The 25,248-nt window shown below is 69.2% G+C and carries 27 protein-coding genes; 19 read left to right on the forward strand and 8 right to left on the reverse strand.

The window, feature by feature from the left end; translation table 11 throughout:
- Nucleotides 1-4: 4 nt before the first annotated feature.
- The 3 genes from HNR67_RS27885 to HNR67_RS27895 all read right to left on the reverse strand — a co-directional run bounded on the left by HNR67_RS27885 (nt 5) and on the right by HNR67_RS27895 (nt 3,103).
- Nucleotides 5-1,747: a hypothetical protein gene (locus HNR67_RS27885; RefSeq protein WP_185005178.1), complete on the reverse strand. Its 1,743-nt coding sequence runs from the start codon at nt 1,745-1,747 to the stop codon at nt 5-7.
- 361 nt (nt 1,748-2,108) lie between these two features.
- On the reverse strand, nt 2,109-2,540 hold the full coding sequence (locus tag HNR67_RS27890; protein WP_185005179.1) for a hypothetical protein: 432 nt from the start codon (nt 2,538-2,540) through the stop codon (nt 2,109-2,111).
- Nucleotides 2,537-3,103, reverse strand: coding sequence for a hypothetical protein (locus HNR67_RS27895; protein WP_185005180.1), 567 nt, complete (start codon nt 3,101-3,103; stop codon nt 2,537-2,539). The genes HNR67_RS27890 and HNR67_RS27895 overlap by 4 nt, the downstream gene beginning before the upstream one ends.
- 412 nt (nt 3,104-3,515) lie before the next feature.
- On the opposite strand from HNR67_RS27895, the gene HNR67_RS27900 reads away from it, so the two are divergent.
- Together HNR67_RS27900 and ribD are read left to right on the forward strand one after the other, a co-directional pair.
- Entirely contained in the window at nt 3,516-4,877 is a 1,362-nt protein-coding gene (locus HNR67_RS27900; RefSeq protein ID WP_185005181.1) for a hypothetical protein, read from the forward strand.
- The gene (ribD, locus tag HNR67_RS27905; protein WP_185005182.1) at nt 4,855-5,598 is read left to right on the forward strand and encodes a bifunctional diaminohydroxyphosphoribosylaminopyrimidine deaminase/5-amino-6-(5-phosphoribosylamino)uracil reductase RibD; all 744 of its coding nucleotides are present in this window, start codon (nt 4,855-4,857) and stop codon (nt 5,596-5,598) included. The genes HNR67_RS27900 and ribD overlap by 23 nt, the downstream gene beginning before the upstream one ends.
- Before the next feature lie 179 nt (nt 5,599-5,777).
- Here the strand turns inward: ribD and HNR67_RS27910 are convergent, their stop codons facing one another.
- From HNR67_RS27910 to HNR67_RS27925, 4 genes are read right to left on the reverse strand one after another with little or no spacing between them, the layout of a single operon-like run.
- Nucleotides 5,778-7,175, reverse strand: a complete 1,398-nt coding sequence (locus tag HNR67_RS27910) for an FAD-dependent oxidoreductase (protein ID WP_185005183.1) — start codon at nt 7,173-7,175, stop codon at nt 5,778-5,780.
- A gap of 20 nt (nt 7,176-7,195) precedes the next feature.
- The gene (locus HNR67_RS27915; protein ID WP_185005184.1) at nt 7,196-8,461 is read right to left on the reverse strand and encodes an MAB_1171c family putative transporter; all 1,266 of its coding nucleotides are present in this window, start codon (nt 8,459-8,461) and stop codon (nt 7,196-7,198) included.
- Nucleotide 8,462: 1 nt separating this feature from the next.
- A complete protein-coding gene (locus tag HNR67_RS27920; protein WP_185005185.1) occupies nt 8,463-9,008 on the reverse strand; it encodes a hypothetical protein in 546 nt (181 codons plus the stop codon).
- A complete protein-coding gene (locus HNR67_RS27925; RefSeq protein ID WP_221490078.1) occupies nt 9,005-9,739 on the reverse strand; it encodes a helix-turn-helix domain-containing protein in 735 nt (244 codons plus the stop codon). Before HNR67_RS27925 ends, HNR67_RS27920 begins: the two co-directional genes overlap by 4 nt.
- A 192-nt stretch (nt 9,740-9,931) precedes the next feature.
- Between HNR67_RS27925 and HNR67_RS43685 the strand changes: the two genes are divergently transcribed.
- Together HNR67_RS43685 and HNR67_RS27935 are read left to right on the forward strand one after the other, a co-directional pair.
- Entirely contained in the window at nt 9,932-10,696 is a 765-nt protein-coding gene (locus HNR67_RS43685) for a GGDEF domain-containing protein (RefSeq protein WP_246493591.1), read from the forward strand.
- A 99-nt stretch (nt 10,697-10,795) separates the two neighbouring features.
- Nucleotides 10,796-11,140 carry a hypothetical protein gene (locus tag HNR67_RS27935; RefSeq protein ID WP_185005187.1) on the forward strand — a complete coding sequence of 115 codons (345 nt, stop codon included), beginning with the start codon at nt 10,796-10,798 and terminating at the stop codon, nt 11,138-11,140.
- 14 nt (nt 11,141-11,154) lie between these two features.
- Here HNR67_RS27935 and HNR67_RS27940 read toward each other — a convergent pair whose 3' ends face one another.
- Entirely contained in the window at nt 11,155-11,748 is a 594-nt protein-coding gene (locus tag HNR67_RS27940) for a hypothetical protein (RefSeq protein ID WP_185005188.1), read from the reverse strand.
- A 346-nt stretch (nt 11,749-12,094) separates the two neighbouring features.
- Between HNR67_RS27940 and HNR67_RS27945 the strand changes: the two genes are divergently transcribed.
- From HNR67_RS27945 to HNR67_RS28015, 15 genes are all read left to right on the forward strand, one after another.
- On the forward strand, nt 12,095-12,730 hold the full coding sequence (locus tag HNR67_RS27945) for a prepilin peptidase (protein WP_185005189.1): 636 nt from the start codon (nt 12,095-12,097) through the stop codon (nt 12,728-12,730).
- A 40-nt stretch (nt 12,731-12,770) separates the two neighbouring features.
- Nucleotides 12,771-13,319, forward strand: coding sequence for a hypothetical protein (locus tag HNR67_RS27950; RefSeq protein ID WP_185005190.1), 549 nt, complete (start codon nt 12,771-12,773; stop codon nt 13,317-13,319).
- A complete protein-coding gene (locus HNR67_RS44955; RefSeq protein WP_246492608.1) occupies nt 13,316-14,272 on the forward strand; it encodes a hypothetical protein in 957 nt (318 codons plus the stop codon). The genes HNR67_RS27950 and HNR67_RS44955 overlap by 4 nt, the downstream gene beginning before the upstream one ends.
- Nucleotides 14,273-14,361: 89 nt before the next feature.
- Entirely contained in the window at nt 14,362-14,958 is a 597-nt protein-coding gene (locus HNR67_RS27960; RefSeq protein ID WP_185005191.1) for an SAF domain-containing protein, read from the forward strand.
- A 16-nt stretch (nt 14,959-14,974) separates the two neighbouring features.
- Nucleotides 14,975-15,787, forward strand: coding sequence for a hypothetical protein (locus tag HNR67_RS27965; RefSeq protein ID WP_407645189.1), 813 nt, complete (start codon nt 14,975-14,977; stop codon nt 15,785-15,787).
- The gene (locus tag HNR67_RS27970) at nt 15,784-17,259 is read left to right on the forward strand and encodes a CpaF family protein (RefSeq protein ID WP_185005193.1); all 1,476 of its coding nucleotides are present in this window, start codon (nt 15,784-15,786) and stop codon (nt 17,257-17,259) included. The genes HNR67_RS27965 and HNR67_RS27970 overlap by 4 nt, the downstream gene beginning before the upstream one ends.
- On the forward strand, nt 17,256-18,143 hold the full coding sequence (locus HNR67_RS27975; RefSeq protein WP_185005194.1) for a type II secretion system F family protein: 888 nt from the start codon (nt 17,256-17,258) through the stop codon (nt 18,141-18,143). The genes HNR67_RS27970 and HNR67_RS27975 overlap by 4 nt, the downstream gene beginning before the upstream one ends.
- On the forward strand, nt 18,140-19,039 hold the full coding sequence (locus HNR67_RS27980; protein WP_185005195.1) for a type II secretion system F family protein: 900 nt from the start codon (nt 18,140-18,142) through the stop codon (nt 19,037-19,039). Before HNR67_RS27975 ends, HNR67_RS27980 begins: the two co-directional genes overlap by 4 nt.
- 6 nt (nt 19,040-19,045) lie before the next feature.
- Nucleotides 19,046-19,303 (forward strand): hypothetical protein, encoded by a 258-nt coding sequence (locus HNR67_RS27985; protein ID WP_185005196.1) that lies wholly within the window; start codon nt 19,046-19,048, stop codon nt 19,301-19,303.
- A gap of 12 nt (nt 19,304-19,315) precedes the next feature.
- Nucleotides 19,316-19,759, forward strand: coding sequence for a TadE family protein (locus HNR67_RS27990; protein WP_185005197.1), 444 nt, complete (start codon nt 19,316-19,318; stop codon nt 19,757-19,759).
- Nucleotides 19,756-20,202 carry a TadE/TadG family type IV pilus assembly protein gene (locus HNR67_RS27995; RefSeq protein WP_185005198.1) on the forward strand — a complete coding sequence of 149 codons (447 nt, stop codon included), beginning with the start codon at nt 19,756-19,758 and terminating at the stop codon, nt 20,200-20,202. The genes HNR67_RS27990 and HNR67_RS27995 overlap by 4 nt, the downstream gene beginning before the upstream one ends.
- Nucleotides 20,199-20,627, forward strand: a complete 429-nt coding sequence (locus HNR67_RS28000) for a hypothetical protein (protein WP_185005199.1) — start codon at nt 20,199-20,201, stop codon at nt 20,625-20,627. The genes HNR67_RS27995 and HNR67_RS28000 overlap by 4 nt, the downstream gene beginning before the upstream one ends.
- Entirely contained in the window at nt 20,624-23,383 is a 2,760-nt protein-coding gene (locus HNR67_RS28005) for a BTAD domain-containing putative transcriptional regulator (RefSeq protein WP_185005200.1), read from the forward strand. The genes HNR67_RS28000 and HNR67_RS28005 overlap by 4 nt, the downstream gene beginning before the upstream one ends.
- 758 nt (nt 23,384-24,141) lie before the next feature.
- A complete protein-coding gene (locus tag HNR67_RS28010; protein WP_185005201.1) occupies nt 24,142-24,501 on the forward strand; it encodes a hypothetical protein in 360 nt (119 codons plus the stop codon).
- A 91-nt stretch (nt 24,502-24,592) separates the two neighbouring features.
- Nucleotides 24,593-25,189, forward strand: coding sequence for a hypothetical protein (locus tag HNR67_RS28015; RefSeq protein ID WP_185005202.1), 597 nt, complete (start codon nt 24,593-24,595; stop codon nt 25,187-25,189).
- Nucleotides 25,190-25,248: the final 59 nt, after the last annotated feature.

The raw sequence follows: 25,248 nt of genomic DNA on the forward strand, positions 1-25,248 counted from the left end.
GCCTTCACAGTGGATCGGTGTCGTTCAGGGCCGCTGGGGATCGTCGCGATCTGTCGTCTGGCCCCGGTAAGTCCGCGCCTCCGGCCCGGGGCAACCGGTGGCTGAACGCGGGGGCTTGGCCCGCCTGGATGACGCCTGCGCCGTCAATGCTCACTCGTTCGGCAAGCTCGGCCGCGGACCGGAACCGTTCCCGCGCCGCCCGGCGGCCGGCCGCGGTGCCCTGGCGCAGGTACGCGGTTGCGAGCTGCCACTGCAATTCCGCTTCCACGGCCGGGTCATCGAGGGTCCTGGCCGCAATGACGCCGTTCTCCAACATCACGATCCACTCCGCGACCCCGCCGCAGTCCAGGAAGTACCCGTAGACCGCGTCGCAGAGGTGGCAGGCCAAGGCGGGCCGCCCGATCGACACGGCGGCCACGACAGCGGCGACCAGGTTGGGGCGCAAGTGGTCCATCGCGGTGCGAGCCGCGGCCCGACTTGGATACACCGGCCGTGTTCGGCTACGGCTAGCGAGGCGAGCTGTTGCGAACAGGTACTGGCGACCCGGGAACAGAACCAGGTCTGCGTCGAGCGCTGCGTGGTGGAGGACCATCAAGCAGTCCACCAGCACCGCAGACCATGTACTCCACGCCCAGGTGTCGTGAACGTGCTGCCGAACCAGGTCAGCGAACGAGGCGGAGAGCCTGTAGCGGTCCGGACCGTTGCGCTGCAACAACTTGCTCCGAGCGAGGGTGTCCAGCAGCTCCCCGGCCGCCGTCAGCAACAGCCCGGTGGCTCCGACTGCGACAGCGGAGTTGAGCACGGACCCTGGATAGATTGCCAGGCAGCACAAGGCGTTTGCCTGAGCAGGCGACAACTGGTCGAACGCCAGTTTCCTCGTGGCAGCCACGGCCAACGTCGCCGAGAGATTCGTCGTCAGGTTCCCGCGGTCCCGGTGGAACGCAGCCAGGTTCGCAATGACGTCGCCCACCTGAACATCTGGATGCTCCGCCAGGGTCGTGGCGGCGAGCACCAGGGCCAACGGCATCCCGGCGCAGAGGAACGCCAACTCCACGACGTAGTCAGCCCTGCCCGCGATGCGTTCCGGGTCGATCGCCGCGGTCAGCAAGGTGTTCGAGGAGGCCGGGTTCAGCGGCATCAGCGGCAGGTGGACTGCCCTGTCCCGGTCAGTCAGTCGAGCCGGTGACTCAGGGAGGACTGCCAGAACGAGGTTGCCGGGTTCAGCTGGGAGCAGGGCTTCGATCTGGGACTCGGCGTCGGCGTTGTCGATAACCACCAGTAGTTCCAGGCCCGCGGTCATGCTGCGGAAGAGTTCGGTGGCCTGCTCCATGCCAACAGCCCGGTCGACCAGGTCAACCGGCGTGCCGAGCGCGCGAAGCCACCCGCGAAGCACATGGTCGAGGATGACGCGCCCGCGGAGGATGCCGACCCGGCCGAGATCGGCGTACAGCTGGCCACCCGGGAAGGCGTCGGCATGCTGGTGCGCGGTGCGGAGCACAAGGCTTGTGACGCCGACACCGGCTGGGCCGCTGAGTACCACCAGGCTGTTGCCGTCAGCAATGCGTTCGGCGAGCCAGGCGAGTTCGTCGTCACGACCGATGAACGGCTCCTGCGGGTCCAGCTCGCCGAGCTGGTGGGGAGGAGTTGGAGGCCGCGGTGCCGATGTCTGACTGGCTGACGGGCTCAACGGTCCCGTGCCGCTCGCGCCCAGGGTGTCCACCTGCCTGCTGGCGATCATCATGCGCACCGGCCTTCCTGGGCCTGGTGCTGCTGCGCCACCTCAGCCGCCGCCGGGAGTACGGCATCCGCTCCGTTGTGGTCCGCGCTCTCCACAAAATGCGGCGCCGGAACAGGTTCGTCGATCCACCGGCCGTCTCTCCCACGAGGACAGGCGTGTGACGTGCGTAGGTAACGAAGGTCCTGGATGCGGAGCGTGCTGAGACCACCGCCAACCCTGGCCGCCGTTGCGCTCATCCACGCCACCGATGGACCAGAGGTCCAGTGGACAACGTAGCGACCTACCTGCCTATCGAAGATCGCCACCACAGGGGCGTTGGCCTCTTGTTCCAAACGTGTTGCCAAGACGCGGGAATGACGCGCTCGTAGGCTCATGCCAGCCGCCCACTCAGTCCATAGAGGACGGTCAAGCCGGATCCGAGACCGGCCAACATCGCTATGAGCACAAGGGCTCCGGCCAATGGCGTTCCCTCGCGCACCTGGCGGTGTCGGTGGAACAACAGCTCGAACGCCGCCAATGCCGCAACGGCGCTGGCGGCGCCGAAGAGGAAGCCGTTCGGTAGATCAGCTGGCGCGGACGAAGCTGCGACAACGGGGCCGGCGGTCATACAGAGGGTGGCAACCAGCAGGATGTCATTGCGGGAGAACAGGTTCGCGAGCAATCGCCCTGGCCGACTGCGCCGACGCGGGTAAAGGACCTGCGCCGCCTTCAGGTCGGGCACCTTTTGTGGCGCAAGGTGTTTGGGTGAGTACTGGCCCGCAGTGGACCGTTGCCGGGCAGTCTGGAGAAGATCGCGATTCATTCGATGCCTCCCTGGTGGGCTGCTTCGAGGACGCTGGTGTCGTTCAGGTCGTCGGTGGCGGCCCACTCAACGGCCACCCTGGCCGGGACGAGGAACCGGAATCGTTCGGGACCAAGCGCACGTGGCCGGTCCGCGGACCAGGAGTTCGGCAGTCGCACTACGACGGACGCGCCGAACCTGGGCAAGGTCATCGAGGTCAGCCACGGATGATCCGCCAGCGTCAGCGACGGCTCTACGACGCCAGCGAGTTGGACGCCCCACTGCCAGCCCGCTGCTTCGAGGGCGGGTGCGTAGAAGTCCACGAGATCGGGGTTGTCGACGTCCGGCATGGCCGCGCGGAGACATCCAACGCAGGCCCGGCCCCGGAAGTTCGGCTGGATCTCGATCTCATGGCGGTACCGCGGCCGCTCGGCACATCCCTTGCACAGCAACGGAAACTGGTCCTGCATACCTGGCTGCTCCGACGCCTCCCGGCGAACCAGGTGCACATCAACCTGCGCGCCCGGCGTCGGGGCGTACAGCTCCTGGACATAGGTCCAGCTGGCGGTGCCGTGGTTGACCATCCCGGCCGTCCTACGAGTTCACCGCGGTGCGGCGGACCGGCGACGCAGTTGCGATTCCCATTCCGTGTCCTCCCCGAGGCTGTCGCGAGGACCAGGGCGCCAATACAGCCCCGGTGTTGTTGCTGAAGCCAGCACGCTAGGTGACCGGAGGGCGGGAATGTAATAACGAATGCGGGTATCCGTGCTATCCTCAAATATGCGTGCGACGCATACCTATGCGAGTCCGTCTCATATGCTTTAATGAACAGGCATCGAGCCGGGGGTAGCCATGGAACAGCGGCCTGTGTGCTGTGCCTGCTGGGAACAGCCGACGATCCACGTGTCTGGGCTGTGCGAGGGATGTCAGATTGCACGTTGCAGACTGCCTAGGGCTCCCGCCGGATTCTGGGATCGCGCCTCCCTGAGAGGCGCCGTGGCCAGCCAGAACATCGGCCAGGTGGTCAAGGTCTACCGGAAGGAATCCAAGCCTCCGGTTTCGCAGATGTTGCTGGGCGAGGCGTTGGGCGGGCTCTCGCAATCCCAGGTCAGCAGACTGGAGAGCGAAGGCTCCTACAAGCCCGTTCGTGAACTCCAGTCGATTGCAGTGATGATTGGCATGCCGTGGGAGATTGCATGGTTCGCGCCGCCCCCACAGTTGCAACGGGGCATGTCCGCGCAGGCTCCGTGGGGAGCCTCGAACATGGACTTCTCCGGGTTCCGGAATTGCTCTCCCACGTCCACTGATGTGGCGATGTTCTCGCAGCGGGAAGATGAGCTTCAGCAAAAGACCGAGGCGCTGGACCATTTGACTGCGAGGTCCGCCCGCCTACCCAGGCGGGCCGCCGAGTACGACCCGGAGAACCTCAAGCACTTCGTGAGCATCCGAACAACGCTGGTTCGCGCCGACGCCTTGATGGGGCCTCGCACCGCGATGTCGTACGTGACCCAGGAGGTCCGCAATCTCAGTGCGTTGGTGAAGACCGTGCCCGAGGCGCTCCGCCCTGGGATCTACGAAGTCGCCGCCGCGTTCGCCGAACTTGCAGGCTGGCTCGCGGACGACCTCGGCAACCCCAAGGACGGCGCGGAATGGTCGAACACCGCGTTGCGCTGGGCCCACGCCGCGAACAGTCCGGAACTCGTGGCCTACGTCCTGGCCAGGCAAGCCCAGCAGGCTGCATCTGGTGGTGAACACGCCGATGCGGTAGCTCTGGCCAAGAGCGCGGCGGCGACCGGTGGAGTCCCCGGCCGTGTCGCGGCGATGGCCCTGCAACAGCAGGCCCGCGGGCACGCGGCCGAGGGCGACGAACGGGCGATGATGCGGGCGCTCGAAATGGCCCACCAGGCCCGGACCTCGAAGTCGAGTTCGCCATCCGGTCGCTTCGACCTGGCCAACTACTGCACCCTGCCGTACCTGCATTCTCACGAAGGCGCCTGCTGGACCGCCCTCGGCCAGTACGACCGCGCGGTGGCCGCCTACGACGAGGCGCTGGCGCACTGGTCGCCGGACTACCGGCGCGAGGAAGGACTGCTGCTGGCCCAGAAGGCTGGCGCACTCGCCGCAGGTGGCGAGGCGGAGTACGCCGCAGCGACGGCCCGTCAGTCGCTCAACCTGATGGAATCCACCGGGTCGGCGCGCACCCTTGCCGTGTTGTTGGAAGTCGATAAAGTGCTGGACAAGATCCCGACCAAGGACGGGGAGGTCGCGCTGTTCCAGCACGAACTCACCACCCGTCGTCCAGCGCAGCTCAACACACCGAAGGACAGTCCACCTGATGACCGGTCCCACCCCCATTGACATCGATGAACTGGTTGGCCGTGCGGAATGGTCGGGGGTGAACGAGCGGGAGCAGCGATCCTTCGTGGTGTACAAGTACGCCGCGACCATGGACGGGCGGATCGCCGCCGCGGACAGCACCAGCCAGTGGATCACCAGCCCGCACAGCCGACGCGAAGTTCATCTGCTGCGCGCTGGTTGCCAGGCCACCGTGGTTGGCTCGGGAACCCAGCAGGCCGATAACCCCAACCTCGCGGTGCGCGGCAACGACGACCCGCGGCTGGACCTGTCGATGATCGAGCCCGCCAACCAGCCGTTGCGCGTGATCGTCGACTCCAACGCACGCACGCCGGCGGACGCCACGGTGCTGAACAACGCAGCGCCAACCCTCATCGCCGTCAGCGAGGACGCCGACACCACGCATCTGGAAGGTCGAGCCGAACTGCTTCGACTGCCTCGTACTGGGCGTGGCCTTGATGTTCGGGCTCTTCTGGCCGGGTTGTACAAGCGCGGCGTGCAGGCCGTTTTCCTTGAGGGCGGGCCAACTTTGGCCGGTTCGTTTGTGGCCGCGGGCGTGATCGACCGGGTGATCAACTACGTCGCACCCGCATTGCTCGGCGCGGGGAAGCCTGGTCTCGGTGACGCGGGCATCACCACCATGGCCGACATCGTGCGACTGGAAGTCGTACGGGTCGACATGAGCGGACCGGACGTCCGCATCATCGCCCGCCCGCAGCGGTAGCCGTGCCGCGTTCACTCGGTCGGGCAAGGTCTCGGTCTTCACTGCGAGCAGGCCGTATACCCGATTACCCTGGATGACCGTGGGCCGATCCATCCCCCCGGATCCGCCCTCCTGGGGAACGCTGGTCCGCCTCCTCCCCCCTGGTGGACCAGCGTCCCCGCCAAGGCAGAACACCTTGGTTAGGTCGGCGTCGGTGCCAGGACGCGGAGTTCCTCTTCGCTGAACGGCGGCAAGGTCAGGCCGGGCTTGCGTGCGGTGCGTAGCGCGTTGAGCAGGATGGTCGGTCGCAGCATGTTCGTCGCCGGCGCGGACAGGGTGAACACGTCGATCTGCGCCTCGGCGATCTTGTCGTTGTTCATCGCCTTGCGGCCCAGCCAGTCCTGGAACGCGTACTGCATCCGGGCTGCTCGGCCGGGGCGTGGGCAGTCGGTCTGGGGATAGCGGACATCCTGGGTGGTGGCCATGGTCCAGGCATCGTCGGCCGCGGCGGCGATCGACTGCTGGATCTGCCGGGCGCCGTCCGCGCCGTGCTGGGCGAGTCCGTCCCGGAGTGCGATGGCGGCGCGCGCGGCCACGGTCAGTCCGTGGCCGTAGACCGGGTTGAAGGTCGCGTAGGCATCGCCCATGACGGCCAGGCCGCGCGGCCACTGGGGCAGCCGCTCGAAGTAGAAGCGCCGGTTCGCGTGAGCACGGAACCCGAAGGCCGGGCCGAGCGGTTCGGCCGCAGCGATCAGCTTGGCGATGGTCGGGTCCGGCAGGCTGGCGGCGAAGGCGCGCTGACCCTCTTCATCCAGGGTGGGCTGGGAGCCGGTGGCGCCGGAGAGGGTGACGGTCCACTGTCCGTCCTCGATCGGGACGAGGACGCCGGAGCGGCGGGATCGGGTGGTGATCACCGGGTTGGCCTGGATGTTCACCGCGGGGAAGTTGTGCTCGGCGCCGGCGGGGGCGCGGAAGAGCCTGGTGCTGTAGAAGATGCCGGGGTCCACGATCGCCTGGCGTACCGCGGGCAGGCCGAGTTCGGTCAGCCAGTCGACCGCATTGGAGCTGCGGCCGGTGGTGTCGACCACGATGTCCGCGGACAGCTCGATGACCTCGCCGGTGGCCCGGTCCTTGCACCGGGCGCCGGTGACCGCGGTCGCGTTCCCGGTCAGTCCGATGACATCGGTGGCCTCAACGAAACGGAGCTGGTCCCCGCGGGGCAGGCGGGACCGGATGGTCCATTCGAGCAGGCGCCTGCTGCTGCCGATGATGAACTGGGTGCCGGGTCGGCGGTGAAACCAGCCGTAGGGGGTCAGGGCCAGGAAGCGGTCAGGCAGGCCGATCCGCTGCGCGCCGGCGGCCAGCAGCTCCTCGATCACTCCGGGCATGAGGTCGTCCAGGGCGCGGGCGCCACCGGAGACCAGGGTGTGGGTGTGGCGCGCGTGCGGGGTGCCCTTGCGGTGGGTGGGTTCGTTGGTGAAGCGGTCGCGGTCGACAACCGTGACGGTGTCGGCGACCTGGGTGAGCACGTACGCCGCGAGGGTTCCGGCGAAGCCGCCGCCGAGCACAAGGGCGTGTCGGATCCGAGGTGTCGGCATGGTGGTTCCTTCGCTGGAGATCAGGGCGATGTGACCACGCTGGCGGGTGCCGGCTTCGTGAGGCCCGGGATGGCCGCGAGTGCGTCGTGGACACGGTGGTCGTGGAACACCGAGGCAATGCTCAGCAGGTAGGCGCGTTCGGAGGCGAAGGCGTGGTGGGCTGGTTCGGTGGCTCCGTGTACCGGCCGGGCTGACGCGTCGACGCTGGGGTCTCCTCGCCGGTAGGTGGCCAGGGCGGCCCGGATTTCCGCGGCTTCCTGCAATGACAGCGCCCGGGTCCTGGTCAGCCCGGTGGAATCGAGTCGCTCGCTGATCGCGGCGGCGACCGGTGCGGCTCGGTAGGGCTGGAGCACCTGGAGCCAGTCGTTGATCTCGATCATCCGCCAGAGCAACCGTAGGTCGAACTGGAGCCGGTCGGCGACCGACCGGTATGGGTGGACCATCGCGGGGTCGATCGGCAAGAGCGCCTGCCACAACGGCTGCAACCGGCGGTAGGCCCGGTAGGCGGCGGGATAGCCGGCGATCCGCTGCAGGCTGCCGGGCAGCTTGGGACCCCACACCGGGATGGACATGCCCACGATCACCAGCGGGGCGGACAGGATGTTCAACGTCGGCCCGACCTTGGTGCTCAGCAGACTCCAGTCGAGATCGAACCAGGTGGCGATGATCGACACGAAGGTCACCGCGCCGAACCCGACCGCGACGAGGAAGCCCGCCGCGGTGAAGCGCAGCCCACGGCGCAACCACACCCGGCCGACCGTGGTCTGCTCGGTCGACCACTTCCAGCACATGTAGGCCAGGCTGACCATGCCCACGGTGTAGGACAGGAAGTGCAGCGCCATCTGCTCGCCGAAGAACGGCGCGGCCGCATAGACGACCAGGAACTCCAAGTGCAGGTCGGCCGGCGGGCCGCCGAGGATGAACAGCGTCACCTGGGCCGCGGCGATCGTGCCGTAGATCGCGATGATCCAGCGTGCGATCCGCCAGGCGCAATCCGGGGAATGCCTCCAGTACAACAACATCGTCTGACCGGAGGCCACCCACGCCATCGTGGTCACGCCCAGGACGATGACCGACAGGCTGGGAATCCCGGTGAGCCAGTTGAGGTTCACCCCCACGATGGGCACGGCGACCAGGAACCCGGCGGCGACGAAAATTCCGGAGGTGCACACCGGAAGGATCGCGGGACGCTGTTCGGGCGGAGCAGCGATCCAGGAGCGGAACTTGTGCACCACGAGGACCACAGTGCCTGCGGCGCAAAGGAAATAGAAGATTCCGGAGATCATGTCAGCCTCGTTCCCCTGCGAAGCCCAGCGAGTACCAGACCCGGGTCGCGCCGTCGCTGCCGGTGGGCTCGAACGGTTCGACCGGCTGTTGGCCGGCCCAGGCCAGGATGTCCCGCATGAGGTCGCCGGCGACCGATTCGGCCTCCTCCTCGTCCCCGTCCGTCAACGCGGTCCGCCTGGCGACGATGTTGAGCAGCCCCGGCGGGAGGCTGGTGCCGGCCAGCTGTCTGCCTTCCTCCGCGCTGAGGTGAACGGGCTCGTGCTCACAGATCATGTGGGCCAGCTCGTGCAGCAGGATGAACAACCGGTGCGTCCAGCTGCGGGCCGTGGTGACCATGATGATGTTGACGCCGTTGGGCAGCTTCGCCCAGTACCCGCTGAGCCCGCGGGCTTGGAGGTCGTCGAACTTGAGCTGGATCGATTGGCGCAGCCGCTTGCCCACGACGTCGCACAGCTTGAGGCAGATGTCGGCCGTGTTGGCGGAGCGGTCCAGCTCCATTTCCTGGACAAGCCCTCTGCGTAGCTCCTTGAGCTGCTGGCGATTCACCGTTCCTCCTCGGCCGGCTCCTGCACAGTGCGCGACGGCCGGGCCAGGATCTCCGCGATCTCGTCTTCAGCTTCGGGCCTGAGCGCCTTGACCAGGGTCCGCATGATCTCGGTGCGCACGTCCTCGGTGAGTCCGGAAGCACGTGTGGCGAGCGCGCTCACCCCGAGTTCGGTCATCGTGCGATGGAACCGCAGTTCACTGTTGATCCGCTGGGCCAGTTCCGCGTCGAGGAAGTAGTCCGGCCCGAGGTAGAAGACCTCGGCCAGCATGACCACGTGCCGGAGCCTGGGGTTGGTGTTCTTGCCGCTGCGGAGGTCGATGATCGTGCTCGGCGAGATCGTCCAGTTCGTGTCGCCGCGTTCCTTGCCCCGGTCGCGAACCGTCGCGACCACCGCGTCCAGCGTCATCTCGCCCTTGCCTGGGGGGCGAGCCAAGTCGAACAGGCTGTTGAGCCGGGCGTGGAAGGAGTCCTGGGGCAAGCTCCCGGGGGCTCGGTCCCGTCGCCCACCCACGAAGTAGGCCGGGTGGATGTCGAAGAACCCCGCCAACGACTCGATTGTGTTGAGTGTTGGTTCGCGCTGCCCTTTGCGTAGCTGCGCGATGTAGCTGTGGCTCACGTCGATCGCCGCGGCCAAGCTGACGTTGGACAGCGGCCGGCCGTTGACGGACTCGGACTCGGCGCACAGCTGATTCAGGACAGCCGAAAATGGTGACTGACCACGCTCGGTCACGACGTCACCTCCCAGGCCGACGGTCGCTCACCTGGTCTCTCATCAAACGCTTGTACTGCCTCGGTGGCGATACCCCAATCGGGTCTACTTGAGTACAAGGTCTCCAGACCGGATCCGGACTGTGCTTATGCTGCCAATCTCGACAATCCCGCCGAAATGAAGATCATTTACTCAGAAGAGTTTCAGGGAGGGATGGCGGTGCGTACGACGCGAACAGCAGCCACGCTCGGAGACCGGGCTGCGGCCGAAGACCGCCAACAACACGCTGAGTTACCAGCGCCGCGTACACAACATAGGGAGGACCAGCCGACTGCCGCGGCGGGTGCCGAGCAGCCTGTTGGAGCGTGTTGCCGTGCCTGCGGTCAGGCGGTCGGGAGCGCGGGCGTCGACTTCGTGACGAGGTTGCCGGATCGGTGGGGCTGGACGATTGGGGCGTCACAGCTTGTCGCCGAGGCCGCGGCGCAGGGGGAAGCGCTTGTGTTGCTGGTGCTGGACCTCGATGACTTCAAGGCGGTGAACGACGTGCACGGGCACCCGGCAGGGGACGTGGTGCTCGGCGCCGTCGCCGACGTGCTCCGCGGTGCCGTCGGACCGCGGGACGTGCTCGCCCGGTACGGCGGTGACGAGTTCCTGGCGTTGTGCCTCGTGGCGGACGCGCACGAGGCGATCCGGGTCGCCCACCGCCTGGGAAAGCTGGTGCGAGACCTGAGCATCGTCACCAGGGGTGCGCCGCCGGACGACTTCGCCGTGCGCATCTCCGTGACGGCCGCGGTCGGGGCCGCCGCGTTCCGGCCAACGCGACCAACTCGCGACGGGCGCGTTATCTCTCTTCTTGCAGCGGCGTTCCGGCATGCGGACAGCGCCCTGCTGGAGGCGAAGGGAGCTGACGAGGACCGTGAGGACCGTGAGTGCCTGGTGTTCCTTGGTCCGGCGGGAGGTGAGTTCGCGATCGTGTGAACTCAGGCCCGGCGGGGAGGGGCCGAGCTTGTTTTCGGGGAAGCGGGATCCGGTATCGCCAGCGCAGCGGTGGTGTCGGGTCTCAGGACGGGGAGAATGATGGCCGGCGACGAGATCGACTGGGGCGAGGCGCAGGAGGCGCTCCGCGTTACCCGCATGGACTGGGCGGTGCCAGTGCTCGTGGCCTTGGCTAAAGGCCCACAAACATGGACCAGCTTGCGTGCGCGGGTCCAGCAGAGTGGCATGAAGACCGGCCGGCCTCTGTTGTACGACAAGGCGTACAACAGGACCTTGGATGCCATGGTCAAAGCAGGGCTCATCATTCGGAAGGAGAAGGGTGGGTTTCCGCGCACGGTGACATATCAGTCGACCAGTAAAGCAGGCGGCGTGCTGTTCGCCTTGAGATCATACAGCGACTGGTCGCACAATCACAAAGCGCAGTGACACGGACGGCTCGATCAGCATGAACTAACGTCATTGATTTTCACTTTGGATACCTTCCACTCGCCATCGGTGTTCCGCACGACCGCGGAGGTATGCCGCCGCCCAGCGGGCCGGTTCTCGGCAACCCCGCCTCTCGCCTTGTACTTTCGCCACGAGGTCGTGTCCACACAGTCGACAATGTCGGCCTCGATGGGCACCTCCGGAATCCGAACCGCGGCCACCCTCGGCGATAACGTCGGCTGCCCCAGGGTGACCAGGCCGGCGATCGAGTCGTCGTACAGCATGCCGCGCAGCGTGGTCAGCGCCTGGCCGGTCGCATGGCTGGCCAGCCCGTTGACCTGGTGATTGCTGCTCGCGGCGGCGATGGTGAGTTGGTGCCACATGCCGCGATACGCATCCAGTGCGGCTCGAACCGCATCTGAATCCCTGACCGGAGAAGTCGAGGTCGGCGCCGCGACTGTTGTCTGCGAACCGGGCGAAAAGCTCTGGTTTAGGACTGGGGTGTCTCCAGCCGGTTGTTTGACCGCGCCGCATCCGGACACCACGACCATGGCGCCTGCGGCGATTGCCACCCGGAAAAGAAGTGAGTTGGGTCGACCTGACTGCATGATCTCTCCTCCTAGTTTTGTTCTCTACCTCTGATACCAGCGCTGGGGTACCGGACCGCAAGGTGCGTAGCGCCGGACACTTCTGTCCGTACGGGGAATCTTGTCCGCCCGGCGTCCCCCGATCGGGTATTTACCCAGTACGGACACAAGTGTCCGCTCGTACGCACCTTGCGGTCCGTAGGGGGTGACCCGATAGACAGGGACACGAAGCAGAAGACAAAACTGATCTTGAAAGTCGTGGCAGCCGGAGGCGAGTACGGAATGAACACCGTTGCGTCAGAACCACACGCGATCGGAAAGCATGCCGAGAACCCGAGGCCGGGCCAGCCGTATCGAGGAGAAGTCCATGCTGTCGGTCGTCGCCTATCAGCTCGCCGGAGCTGGCACGGGGCTCCTGTGGGCCGCCTGTCAGGTCCGAATGGGACGAGCGCGGGATCGGCGCGAACTGTGGCTGCGGGGCATCGGGCTGTCCGTGGCGGGGTTGTTGCTGACCACCTGGTTGGCCTGCCGTTTACGCGACGCCCCGGCCACAGCGGCCTGGTGCTGGCTGGCGGTGTTCAGTCTGGTCTTGGCGGCCGTCGACCTGGAGCACAGGCGATTGCCGCACCCGCTGACCGCCGCGCTGGGGCTCGGCGGGGTGGTGCTACTCGCCTTGGCCTCGGTAATGCTCGGCGCGTTCGGCGGGCTGTGGCGCGCCCTGGCCGCCGCGGCCGTAGTCGGGCTGGTGACCGTAGCCGTGCACGTGCTCTGGCCTGCGGGGTTTGGCGGGGGCGACGCGGTGTTGTTGCCCGTCCTGGCCCTCTTCCTGGGGTTCCTGGGCTGGGAGCACGTTGTCCGCGGGCTGACGCTGTCGTTCTTGCTGACCGGGTTGGTCGCGGTCGCCCTGCTGGCCATCGGGCGCGCCCAGTGGGGGCACGGCGCCGGGTTTCCCGCTGGGCCGCCGCTGCTTGCCGGTGCACTGCTCGTGGTGATCACCCACTGACCGCGGCGCGGATGCCGAGGCAATCAGAACGGAGTCGACCATGACCACGCGCTACCTGCTCTGCAGGGCAGCCGCCAGCATGCTGGTGCCCGGCCTCTTGCTGGCCTCCGCCTGCACGCCGAAGAACTCCGCCGTACCGCAGCCGAAGCCGCCGCAGACCTCCTCGGCCTCACCCCCGAGTACGTCCTCCGATCCGTCCTCGTCGATCAGGTCGGCCTACCAGGAGTTCTGGCAGGTGGCTGGCACGATCGACAAGCAGCCCGAGTCAGAGTGGCAATCCCGCATGAGCACGGTGGCGGCCGACCCGCAGTTGCGCCGGACGGTGCAGGGGCTGGGCCTGTTGCGGGAGCAGGCGGTGGTCCTGTACGGCAGCACCACCGCGCGAATCACCAGCGTCGAACTCGACGGGGACCGCGCGACGGTGCAGGACTGCCAGGACGGCAGCAAAGCCGGGCAGGCCGACGCCAAGACCGGAAAGCCGAAAACCGTTGGCGTGGAACGGAACCCGGTCACGGCCACGATGCAGCGCGGCACCGACGGACGGTGGCGGGTTTCTGACGTGGTCTTCGGGGGAGGTGCGTGCCGATGACACGGGCCGCCGCCAGCACCGTGGCTATCGCCGCGGTACTCACCTTTGCCGTGGGCGCGCCGACGCCCGCTGAGGCAAGCCGGGATGGCCAGATCGTGGTGGTTCCCGGTGACCTCTTCGGCCACATCGGAGCCCCCTCCGTCGACCTCGGCGCCACCGCACCCAGTCAACCGGGCCGTCCAGGTCGCGGCGCGAGCGCCTCCACCGGCCGCGGCAGTGCGGCACCGACCTGCACCTACTCCCCCGCCGCGCACAGCCCGTCGGAGATGTTCGACCGGTACCGCGAGTGGCACACAGGCTCCCTGGGCGGGGACGGCAAGGCCGCCTACACCCGCACCTGCAACGGGGCGACCAGCGGCTGGGTCACCGGACCCGCCCCAGGCCCAGGCGCCCGGTCGGCGCCGGTCCTGCCCAGCCCCGCAGAGTTGGCCGAGCGGGCCTTCGAGCAGCTCGTGTTGCCGCTGCCGATGCCCCGGATGTCCCCGGACGTGCAGCTCGCAGACGGGCGCCGGGCCACCGTGGTCGGCGAGCACACCTGGCTGTGGACCGAGCCGACGGTGTGGCGGCCGCAGGTGGAACGGGTGCAGGCCGGACCGGTCTGGGCCCAGGTCACCGCGACGCCCACTAGGTTGTCCTTCGACTCCGGCATGGGCCAGGGCCGCACCTGCACGGGGCCCGGCACGCCGTACACCCGCGCGGCCGGGCTGCACGCCCCGTCGCCCACCTGTGACTTCGTCTACCCGCGCTCCTCCCACGGCCGCCCCGGCGAGCAGGTTCGCGCGCGGTTCACCATCACCTGGTCGGTGAGCTGGACCGGCTCCACCGGCACCGCGCCCGCCGGGGGCCGACTGCCCGATCTGATCTCCCGCGCCGAGCTAACCCTGGCCGTCGTGGAAGCCCAAGCCCTGCGGCGCGACCACGCAGCGAATTCCGCGTTATCAGGAAAGGGGTGAACACCATGGGACATCCCCTGCCCAGTGCACCCGCTGTCGCACGGAACAGTGCAGCGACCTCAGCAGCTCGGTCCGATCACCCGGCGCGGTTGCCGAGGCGGCGGCGCTGGTGGTTGCTGATCGCCGCGGTGGTGCTGGCCGCCGGGGCCGGCTACGGCAACTACCTGCTCATCTCCGCCCACGATGCCCGGGTCACGGTGCTGGTGCTGGCGCGCCAGGTCGAGTGGGGGCAGCGGATCACCGAGGCCGACCTGGCCACGGCCCGCATCGTCGAAGACCCCGCCGTGCACATGATCCGCGAGGAAGACCGCGCCACCGTGCTCGGCAAGACCGCGGCCACCGGGTTACCCGAGGGCAGCGTGCTCGCCCCGAAACACCTGACCGCAGACGCGATTCCCGCTGCGGGACAACACGTTGTCGCACTGGCGATCAAATCGGGCCAGTTGCTCGCCCGCGGTCTGCACCCCGGCGAACGGGTCCAGGTGACCCCGATCGCCGCCAACCAGACCAGCGTGGACGGGGCGCTTCGGGGAACAGGGTTCGCCGCCCGGGTGCTGGTCGTCGGTAAGCCGGATACCCAAGGTGCGCTCACCGTCGACGTCGTGATCACCGCCGACCAGCTCACCACGGCGACCGCGGCCGCGGCCGGTCCGGTGATCCTGACCCTGCTCGGCCCCGGGAACTAGGGAGGTGTGGCAGGTGATGGCCGTGATCGCGATCGTCTCCGGCAAGTCCGCGCCTGGCGCGACCACCACCGTGGCCGCACTCGCCCACGCCTGGCCGGCGCCGCTGGTACTCGCCGACTGCGACCCCCACGGCGGCGACCTCACCACCGGCTGGTTGTCACCGTGGTGGCTGCTGGGACAGCTGCGCCCCGAGCTGGGCGTGCTGTCCTTCGCCACCGCCACCCGGCACACCACCACCATCACCGCAGACCTGCTCACCAGCCACCTCCAGACCGTGCCACCGGCGCCGCTGGCCAGGTTGCTGGCCGGGCTGGCCGACCCGGCCCAGGCCACCGCGCTCGGCGACGGCGGCTGGCAGCGGCTGGCCGAAGCGTTCACCGCGGCGTCCACGAGCCCGTACGGGGCGGTGGACGTGCTGGCCGACTGCGGGCGGATCACCGGCGCCACGGTGCCCTGGCCGGTGCTGGAGGCCGCCGACCTCATCCTGCTCGCCGTGCGCCCCGTGCCCCGGCACCTGCACTCCGCCCAACCCGCCCTGCTCGCGCTACGCGAACGCATCCCGGCCGACCGACTTGGCCTGGCGGTCTGCGGCACCACCCAGCTCGGCGTACGCGAAGTCCAGCGCCTGCTCGGCGTTCCGGCGCGCCTGAGCATGCCCGAGGACGCCACAACGGCCAGCGTCTTCAGCGACGGAGCCGACCGGCGACGCAGCGAGCGCACCGTGTTCGCCCGGGTTGCTGAGCGCACCGCGCTGCGCCTGCACACCGCCGGAACCCTCGCCCGTCCCGCAACCGCGGCACTGACCACCGTGAACGGAGCCCTCCGATGACCGCGGAACGACCCGAACCCGCCCGGCCACCCCGGCGCGGCGGACTCCACGCCGTCCCCACCGATCCCCACACCCCGCCGACCGATGCACCGAGGACGAGACCGGACCCGGAACTGGTGCGGCAGCTCCGCCTCATCGTCGCCGCGCGTCGAGCCGAAGCCGACCAGGACGACGCCGATGGACAGGATCTCGCCGCGGAGCATGCCCGCGTGCTGGCGCTGGTGCAGGAGGAGATCACCGCCTGGGTGGTGCGCAACGCCCAGGCCGGGCACCCGCCGGTGACGATGACCTTCGAGCGCGAACTCGCCCAGGCAGTGGTCGCCTCCATGGCCGGGCTCGGCACCCTCTTGCCCCTGCTGGAACAGGAGGACGTCGAGAACGTCCACATCCACGGCTACGACCAGGTGTGGCTGGACCTGGCCGACGGCACGCTCCAACGCTGGCCGTACGCGGTGGCCGACTCCGACGCCACGCTCACCGCCATGGTGACCGATCTGGCCGCCCGCATGGGTCGCACCGCCCGCGAGTTCAGCTCGGCCAATCCCATGACCAGCTTCCGCCTGCCCATCGGCGGCGTGCTGGGCGCCCGGCTGTCCGCGGTGATCGGGGTGTCGGGCCGGCCGCGGATCGCCATCCGCCGCCACCGCCTGCACGATGCCGGCTTGGACGACCTGATCCGCGCCGGCACCGTCGACACGATTCTGGTGGCGTTCTTGCGGGCGGCGGTCCTGGCAGGGCGCAACATCCTGGTCACCGGCGGCCCCTACACCGGCAAGACCACCTTCTTGCGCTGCCTGGCCCGCGAGATCCCCGCCCACGAACACCTTGCCACCGTGGAAGATGACGCCGAACTGGGCCTGGACCTGCTGGGCACCCACACGCTGGTGACGCCGCTGGAGACCCGACAGGCCAATGCCGAGGGCGTTGGCGCGATCGACCTGGACGACCTGCTCAAGCAAGTCCTGCGTCACTCACCGGGCCGGGTCCTGGTCGGGGAAGTCCGGGCCGGAGAGGTCACCTCACTGCTGCGCGCCTTGGGCAACGGCGCAGTCGGCGGCGGCATGGCCACCCTGCACGCAGGCTCCGCCGCCGCGGTCCCCGACCGCATCGCCGCCCTCGGCCAACTCGCCGTGCCACCGCTGCCGGTGGAGGCCGCCTACCGCTGGACAGCCTCAGCGGTGCACCTGATCGTGCATCTGGCCAAGACCGACCACCACGACCCGCACTCCGGCCGATCCTGCCGCCAGCGCTACATCACCGAGATCGCCGAAATCGGCCCGGTCGGCGAGACCGGCCGCCCCGACCTCACCCGCATCTTCAGCCCCCGCCCGGTCGACGGCCGGGCGATCCCGGACTTCCCGCCCAGCCCGGCCCTGCTGACCGAGCTGGTCCGGCACGGCTTCGATCCCGGTCTGCTGCACCAGGTCGACGGGGACTGGCAACCTGCACAACTCCGCCGGGACCTGCCATGACCACCGTGTCGGTGGTGCTGGGTGTGGTCTTGGCGGCCGCGCTCGGACTCGCTGTCGCCGGTCTCCGGACCTCGCCGGTGCCTCCGGTGCGGGATGGTTCTGGTTCCCGCGGGGGTGCCGTGGCGGTCCGGCCGCGGCAGTGGGCCTGGCTGAAGCCGTTGATGCTGGGCCTGGTGGTCGGCGGAGTGGTGGGCTGGGCCAGCGGGTGGCCGGTCGCCGCCGTGGCCGCCGGACTCGGCGCAGTGCTGGTGCCCCGCGCGGTAACGCAACCGGGCAACCGCGGCATGATCACCACCCTGGAGGCCGTGGCCGAATGGACCCGCCGGTTGGCCGACCTGCTCGGCACCGGCGCCGGCGGCCTGGAAACCGCGATCACCGCCAGCGCCGCCACCGCCCCCGCCGCCATCGCCGAACCCGTGCAGGCCCTGGCCGCCAGCACCCGCGTCGGCGGGCTGGACCCGGCACTGTGGGAGTTCGCCCGCCAACTCGACCACGCCGCCGCCCACCGCGTGGTGGCCTGCCTGATCCTGCGCCACCGCAGCGGCGGCCGCGGCCTGATCCCGATCCTCAACGAACTGGCCAGCTCCCTGCGCCAGGATGTAGCCGGACGCCGCCAGGTCGAAGCCGACCGCGCCAAGATCCGCACCTCCGTGCGCGCCCTGCTGGCCATCATCACCGCTATGACCGTGGGCCTGCTGGCCGCCACCGAGGACTACCTCGCCCCCTTCGACACCCTCACCGGACAGTTGTGGCTGGCCCTGGTCATCGGCCTGATCGCCCTGGCCTGCACCTGGCTGGCCGCGCTGACCCGCCTCCGGCCCGAGCCGGGATTCCTGCTGCGCCCCCAGACCTCCGGCAGTGCCGCGCGGAGGTGGCGGTCATGAACTCCACGGTGGTGGTCGTGGCGCTGGGCGCCTGCGCCGGACTGGCGGTGGCGTTGCTGATCGCCGCATTGGTACCGGCACCGCGGATGGACCTGGTCGCGGCCATGACCCAGGTGCAGAACCGCCACAGCCCAACCGATGCAGCCGGGACGCCTCGTGCTCGGCGGCGGTGGCGACCAGGGCAGGTGCTGGAGGTGCTCGCCGAGCGCGCGGCCAGCTCGGACAGCCGGTGGTGGGGTGCCCCGGTGGTCGAGCTGGAGCTGTTGCAGCGCACCGTCATCGGCTACGTCGCCGCGCGCCTGGGATGGGGCCTTCTCACCTGCGCCTCCATCATCCTCATCGGCAGCGCGCTCGGTGTGGACGTGCTCACCGTCGTGGTACTGGCCGTAGCCGGTGCCTTCGCCGGGTCGCTGATCCCTGCGGCCCGGGTTCGGCGGGCCGCCGCCGCGGTGCGGCTGGAGTTCGCGCGCACCCTGGCCTCCTACCTCGAACTCGTCGCGCAGGAACGCTCGGCCGGTGCCGCGCCTACCGCGGCCCTGACCGAGGCCGCCACGATCGGCAACGGCCTGGTGTTCAACCGCATCCGGGAGATCCTCACCCGCACCCGACACACCGGAACACCTGCTTGGGACGCCCTTTCTCAGTGGGGGCAACGGTTCCAGATCCCCGCGATGGTCGAGCTGGCCGACATCACGGCCACCGCCGCGGACGGCGCGGCCATCTACACCACCCTGACCGCCAAGGCCGCCGCACTGCGCCAAGCCGCCCTGGCCAGTGACCGGGAAGAGGCCAACCGGCGCTCGGAAACCCTCGTCGGCCCCCTGGCCTGCCTGCTGTTCGCCTTCATGATCCTCATCATCTACCCGCTGTTCACTCGCCTGCTCGAAAGGATGTAACCAGCCATGCACCGCACACCCCGAGCCCAGACCGGAGACCCGAATCTCCGCATCCGGCTCCTCCTATTGCTCCTGCTCGCCACCGCGGCGGCTGACCAGATCGGCACCACTCTGCCCCGGCAGCTCCGGGGCCGCCGGGGCGGTGACGACGGGGTCGAGACCGTGGAGATCGCCATCGCCATCGCCGCGGGCGTCGTCGTCGCGCTCGGGGCCGTGGCCCTCTACAAGCTCGTTGTCCAGAAGTACCTCAACCAACTGCCCTGACCGGTGAACACCATGACCACCACCATCCACACAGGACAGACCCAGGCCAGCCGAGCCCGGCGGGATGATCGTGGTGCGGCGACGGTGCAGCTGGCCGTGCTGATGCCGGTCGTGCTCCTGCTGTTCGCCCTGGCCACTCAGCTCGGGCTCCTCTGGTACGCCCGCAGCCTGTGCCAAGCAGCAGCCCAAGCCGGACTTCAGGCTGCCCGCACCGTCACCGGCACCCCCGCCGACGGCCAGCAGGCCGCCCATTCCTTCCTGGAGCGGGCCGGCACCGGCCTGCTTACCAACACCGCGGTCACCGCGACCGCCACCACGAGCACGGTGAGCGTGGAGGTCTCGGCCACCGTGCCGCGCCTGCTTCCCTTGCCTGGGCTGGAGTTGCGGGTCATCCGAAGCGTCACCGGCGCCCAGGAACGCTTCACCACCCCCGCCGACACCGGGAGGCCACGATGACCCGCCGCCCACGCCACCGCGGATGGGACGCGGCCGGGTCGGTCAGCGTGGAGTTCGCCGCCGCCGCAGGTCCCGTGCTGCTGCTGACGATCGCGGCCATGATCGCCGCCGGGCGGATCATGCTGGCCGACAACGTGATCACCGACGCCGCCACCGCCGCGGCCCGCACCGCGTCCCTGGCCCGCACCGCTGCCCACGCACGCCAGACAGCCACCGCGACCGCGTACCGGGTACTCACTGAACAGCGACTGCACTGCCGCAGTATCACCGTCACCCTGGACACCTCCGGCTTCACCGTCCCCCTCGGCCAGCCCGCGACCGTGTCCGCGACGGTGACCTGCGTGGCCGAGCTGAGCGACCTGGCCCTGCCTGGACTGCCCGGCACCCGAACCCTGCAGGAGACCTTCACCAGCCCCCTGGACAGTTTCCGGGGCCGAACATGACACCCGCGGCTCGGCGGTTCGGCGACGAGGGGGCGGTCAGCGCGATGACCGCGATCCTGCTCGCCGCCCTCCTGCTCGTCTTCGCTCTCCTCGTCGACGGCACGACACGGTTGCAGGCGCTGTCCCGGGCGGATGCGATCGCCGCGGAAGCCGCGCGGGCCGCGCTGACCGCGGTCGACACCCGCAGCACCCCCATCCAATTGGACACCACCACCGCACACACCATCGCCCACAGCTACCTGACCCGGTCCGGCTGCCCCGGCACGGTGGAGATCACCTCCGCCCGTACCGTCCGGGTTGAAGTGCGCTGCACCGCCCCGGCCCGCACCGGCCTGGTCGGCTCCCACCACACCGTGACCGGCACCGCCACCGCCCAGCTCGACATCGGCACCACTCCACCACCTGGCCACGGTGCCCGGCCATGACCAGCACCCGCCCGCCGCGCCGTCCGGGCGATCTCGCCCGGGGCCTGGCCGCCGTTCTGCTGGTGGCCACGATGGTGGTGGGGCTCCCGGTCGGGTTGCTGGAGTTCGGTGCCGACCCGCGCCGCCTCATGCCGGACCCATGGCCCCGTTGGGCCGAGATCGATGTGTGGCTGGAACGAACCTGGCACGCCGCCCGCTTCGCCCTGGGTGACGGCACCCTGATCCCGGGCCTGCTGCTGGCCGTGCTCTGGTTGACCTGGCTGGTCATGCTCGGCCTGGTCCTGACCGAGACCATCCACCAACTGCGCCGCGGCATCCACACCGTGCGGTCGGGGGTCGGTCCGCGGCGGTGGATCGCCGGCCTGGTCGCCGCCATCCTCATAGTCCTGCTGCCCCAGTCCGCGGTCGCCCTGCCCGCCACTGGATCGACCCCAGTGGCCACCGCCCTCCACGACCCCGAAGGCTCCGGCAGAGGGACCGTCCGCAAGGCCACGGTGTCCACTGTGGACGCTGGGCTGGCGCGGCGCCGAACAGTAGACCCGGCGGTGCGCCCGGAGTGCCCCCGGCTCACAGTCCAGCCCGGCGACACGATGGCCAGCCTGGCCCGCACCCACCTGGGCGATCCCCGCCGCCACAACGAGATCCACCGCCTCAACGCCGACCGCATCCCCAACGCGCACGCGCTCTACCCCGGCGACGTACTCCTACTTCCACCACCAGCCTCGAACACGCCACCGGTTGGGACCCGGACCGTGACGGTCAGTGCCGGGGAGACCGCTTCCTCGATCGCACAACGGGAGTACGGCCACCACGGCGGCTGGTGGCGGTTGTGGAACGACAACCACCACCGCCCCCAGCCTGATGGCCGATCCTGGACCGACCCCGACCAGCTCCGACCCGGCTGGCGACTCTGGATCACCCAGCCACCAACCCGACCCGGCACCCCGCCACCTCCGACGCCGCCACCACCTCCCGCCACCACGACGACTTCCCCCAGTCCAAGCCCAGCTACCGTGGCACCCACCCCGAACCCCGGCCAGCCCAGCCCTGGCGCCCCGGCCGAGACCGTGGTGAAGATGCCCTCCGGCGCGATCGTGGGGATCGGCTTCGCCCTCTCGATCGCGGTGGCCGCCACGGCACTGCGCCTGCGCCGCCGGCACCGCCGCCGCCTCACCGGAACCCTGCAACCACCCGCACCGTCTCCGGCCATGCCGCCCACCGTCGCCCTCCTGGAACGCGCTGCCCGCCCCCACGACCCCGAGCCTGCCCCGCGCCGCAGTTGGCCGCCGCCACCAGCCGTGCTCACCGCCCACACCGACACCGGCAACGTCCGCACCCTCGACCTGGCCGATGCGGCCGGGCTCGGCCTCACCGGGGAGGGCGCCACCGCGGCCGCCCGCGCCATGGTGACGGCGATCCTGGCCACCGACACCCGCTACCCCGCCGAACTGCTCCTCGCCGGCGCTCCCGCCACCGAATGCCTGCCCGCCCTCGCCCCGGCTGAACAACCCGGGGTGCGCTGCTTTGCCGACCTCGCCCCGGCCCTGGAAGTACTGGAAGCCGAGGTCGCCCGCCGCACCCGGCTCCACGTTGACGCTGAACTTGATGATCACCGCGGCGCCCCGGCCACCGCGGAGACCGCGGAACGCCAGTTCGATCCGGACGAAGCCGTGCCCACCCTGCTCCTCCTGACCACCCCGGAGGCTGCGAGCACGCCGCGGCTGCGCAGCGTGCTGGAGTTGGGGCGCCAGCTGGGTGTGGTCGGCCTGTTACTGGGCTCCTGGTCCAGCAGGCTGGACATCGCCGCCGACGGCCTGATCGCCACCGCCAGCGGCGAGCACACCGCCGCCATGGTCGGCGCCCGCGCGGAAACGCTCACCGACACCGAAGCTGCCGAAACGCTCAGCGTGGTCCTGGCCGCTCGCGGTGGCGCAGACCCCGTCGCGAGCGCCCCGGAGGCGCGAACCGAGACCGCCACTGTCGAAGCCACGGCTGCGCCCACCCGGCCCGCACCGGTGCGGCTGCAGGTCTTCGGCCCACCACGGATCACCGTGGTGGGCAAGGAGATCACCCACGGGCTGCGCAACCTGGGCCGGGAAGTGCTGGCCTACCTGGCCACCCACCCCAGCGGCACAGGCGCGGCCGCCCTCCAGGACCAGCTCATGCCCGAGGTCGCCGCCGACACCGGGCGCGCGCAGATCCACACCGCGGTCAGCAACATCCGCACCGCCCTGCGCAAGGCCACCGGCATCGCCGAAGCGCAGTTCGTGCACAGCCGCGGCGGCCGCTACCGCCTGGACCCGGAACTGATCGCCGTGGACGCCCATGAGCTGGCCGCGACGATCCTCCAAGCCCGCGCCGCCATCGGCGAACAGGACCAGAGCCGCGCCCTGCGCCGGGTCCTCGACCTCGCCCGGCCCGGACCGCCCCTGGACGAAGTCGGCTACCTGTGGGCCGAGGAAATCCGCGAATCACTCCGGCAACAGGCGTCCAACGCGCTACTCCGACTGGCCACACTTGTTCGCGAACCCGACCCGGAAACCGCAATCGATGCCTTGTCGGTGGCCATCGCCCTGGACCCGTACGCCGAATCCGTGTACCAACAACTCGTCCAGCTGCACCTCGACGTCGGCCACCGCAGCGCGGCAGTCGCCATCTACCGGCAACTGAAAGTACGACTGGCCGACATCGACACCGAACCAACCCTGGAGACGGAGGCGCTCCTTCAGCAAAAAGTCCCGTCGAGCACAGCTTGAGGTGACCTGCCAGAAGATGAGACAATGAATCAGACCGTCGACACCTGCCGAACTCTGAGACCGTTGCCATGCATGTCGGTCGGTTTTTTCAGGCTTAGACAGATCGAGCGGCATGGGGTCCGAGATCCCGGTTACCCACGGGAGCCGTCGGGGACACCGTTAGGGGCACCGGCAGGACACCGCTTTAGAACCGGTGCCCTGCCGACGGCCCGACGGTGACCGATCAATCCGCGTCTACCCAGCTCACAGGCCATTCTGTCAGCCGAGGCGACCGGCCGGACTGATAACGATAGGTCACAGGGGGGCAGGTGTTGCTGCCAGCAACTGCGCCTGACCTACACGCACTCTCATTTCCCATTGTTCGTCACTACTTTTCCCATTTCGCACAGTTCGCTCTTCCTCCTATTCTCGTGCGGGGCACTTCTCGCACTGCCCCGCACTGCTCCGCCAGCCTCGACTGATCGGTTTCTCTGACTCGCGAGACATCAATGGGTCCCGTTTGCCCGCGGGTGCGCCACAGGCTGACGAAATGGGCGCCAGGCGACTTCGAAGATGCCCCTGATTTTCGGTTGAATGTAGGCAAACTCAGAGGGTTCCTAATGATGCCATACGCGGTGGAGAATAGCTCACAAATACACCATTGCGCTATTGAAATCACTCACCCGTCGGGCTACGGTCGAATTGTCGCCCAGGGCTTGACTGAATCCCATGGAATCCGGCCCCCGGCGTGAGCTATGTCCACCGGAAGGAGCCCGCCCATGCCTCACCACCAGCCCACCCAAACCCGGCAACCCGACCTCACCCCGGTGCCCACCGGGGGCCTGCACGACCAGCTGCGCCATCAGGAGGTGCGCATCACCGAGGACGTCCTCGCGCTCATCGACTACCTCTCCCGCATCGTGAGCGGCGCCGGCGCCGGCAACTGGTTCTACGTCCACGAGAAGCTGCCCGAGCTGATCCGCAGCGCTTACAGCCTCACCGAGGCGCTGTCCACAGCAGACGGCGAGGACTTCGAGGAACCCAACGTGCGTCCCGCCATGGTCATGGCCGCGATCACCAGCCGTGCCCACTACTACCTGTTGGGCTGCGCGATCAGCCCGCCGGAAACCACCAGGTGAACAGCACCTGGAGCGGTTGGACCCCATGGCGGCACGTGCGCGCTGGCCCACTTCCGCCACCGTCACAACCCGAACGGCAGGAGGTGTCGGCATGTCCGCCCAGCACTCGCGCATCCGGCTGGTGAACGGCCCGGCCGCGAACCTCGCGGCACAGGCGGCAGTCCGGGCCGCGGCGCTCCCCCAGCGCGCCCTGTTCACCTGCCCCGCACTCGACCACGCCGCTGCGCTGTTCGCCGCCGGCCGCCGCCGGGTGTGCGCCTCGGACCGGCCGGTGGCGGTCGAGGTGGCCTCCGCCTGCCTGACCGCGACCCACACCAGGTACCGGGTAAGCAGGCTCCCCACCCAGCACGCCGCGATCGAACTCCTGAACATCCTCACCCACGCGTTGCACACCCGAGGGCTGGCCGCCCGGCGCACCGGCCTGCTCGTGGCCTTGCCGTGGTCGGTGTCCCTGCTGGCCTCCAGGCGGCGCAGCGAGGCCCTCCAGCAGCCGAGTGTGTCCCTGGAGAGCGCCTGGCAACTGGTGCTGACCCGCGCCGCCGCCCAGCCCGCGATCACCGTCATCGCCTCCTATGACACCGCCGGCGCCCACGCCGTAGCCGAGCTGGTGCACGAACTCCTCACCGGCATGTACGGCGATCCGTTCGCCCGCGGGATCCCCGAACTGACCATCCGCGGCTGGTGGTGACCCGCCAGCTGTTCTCCGCGCCTGACAGCCGATGGCCGGACTCGCGCCTGCTGTACCGC

It is taken from the genome of Crossiella cryophila, assembly GCF_014204915.1.
GTDB lineage: Bacteria > Actinomycetota > Actinomycetes > Mycobacteriales > Pseudonocardiaceae > Crossiella > Crossiella cryophila.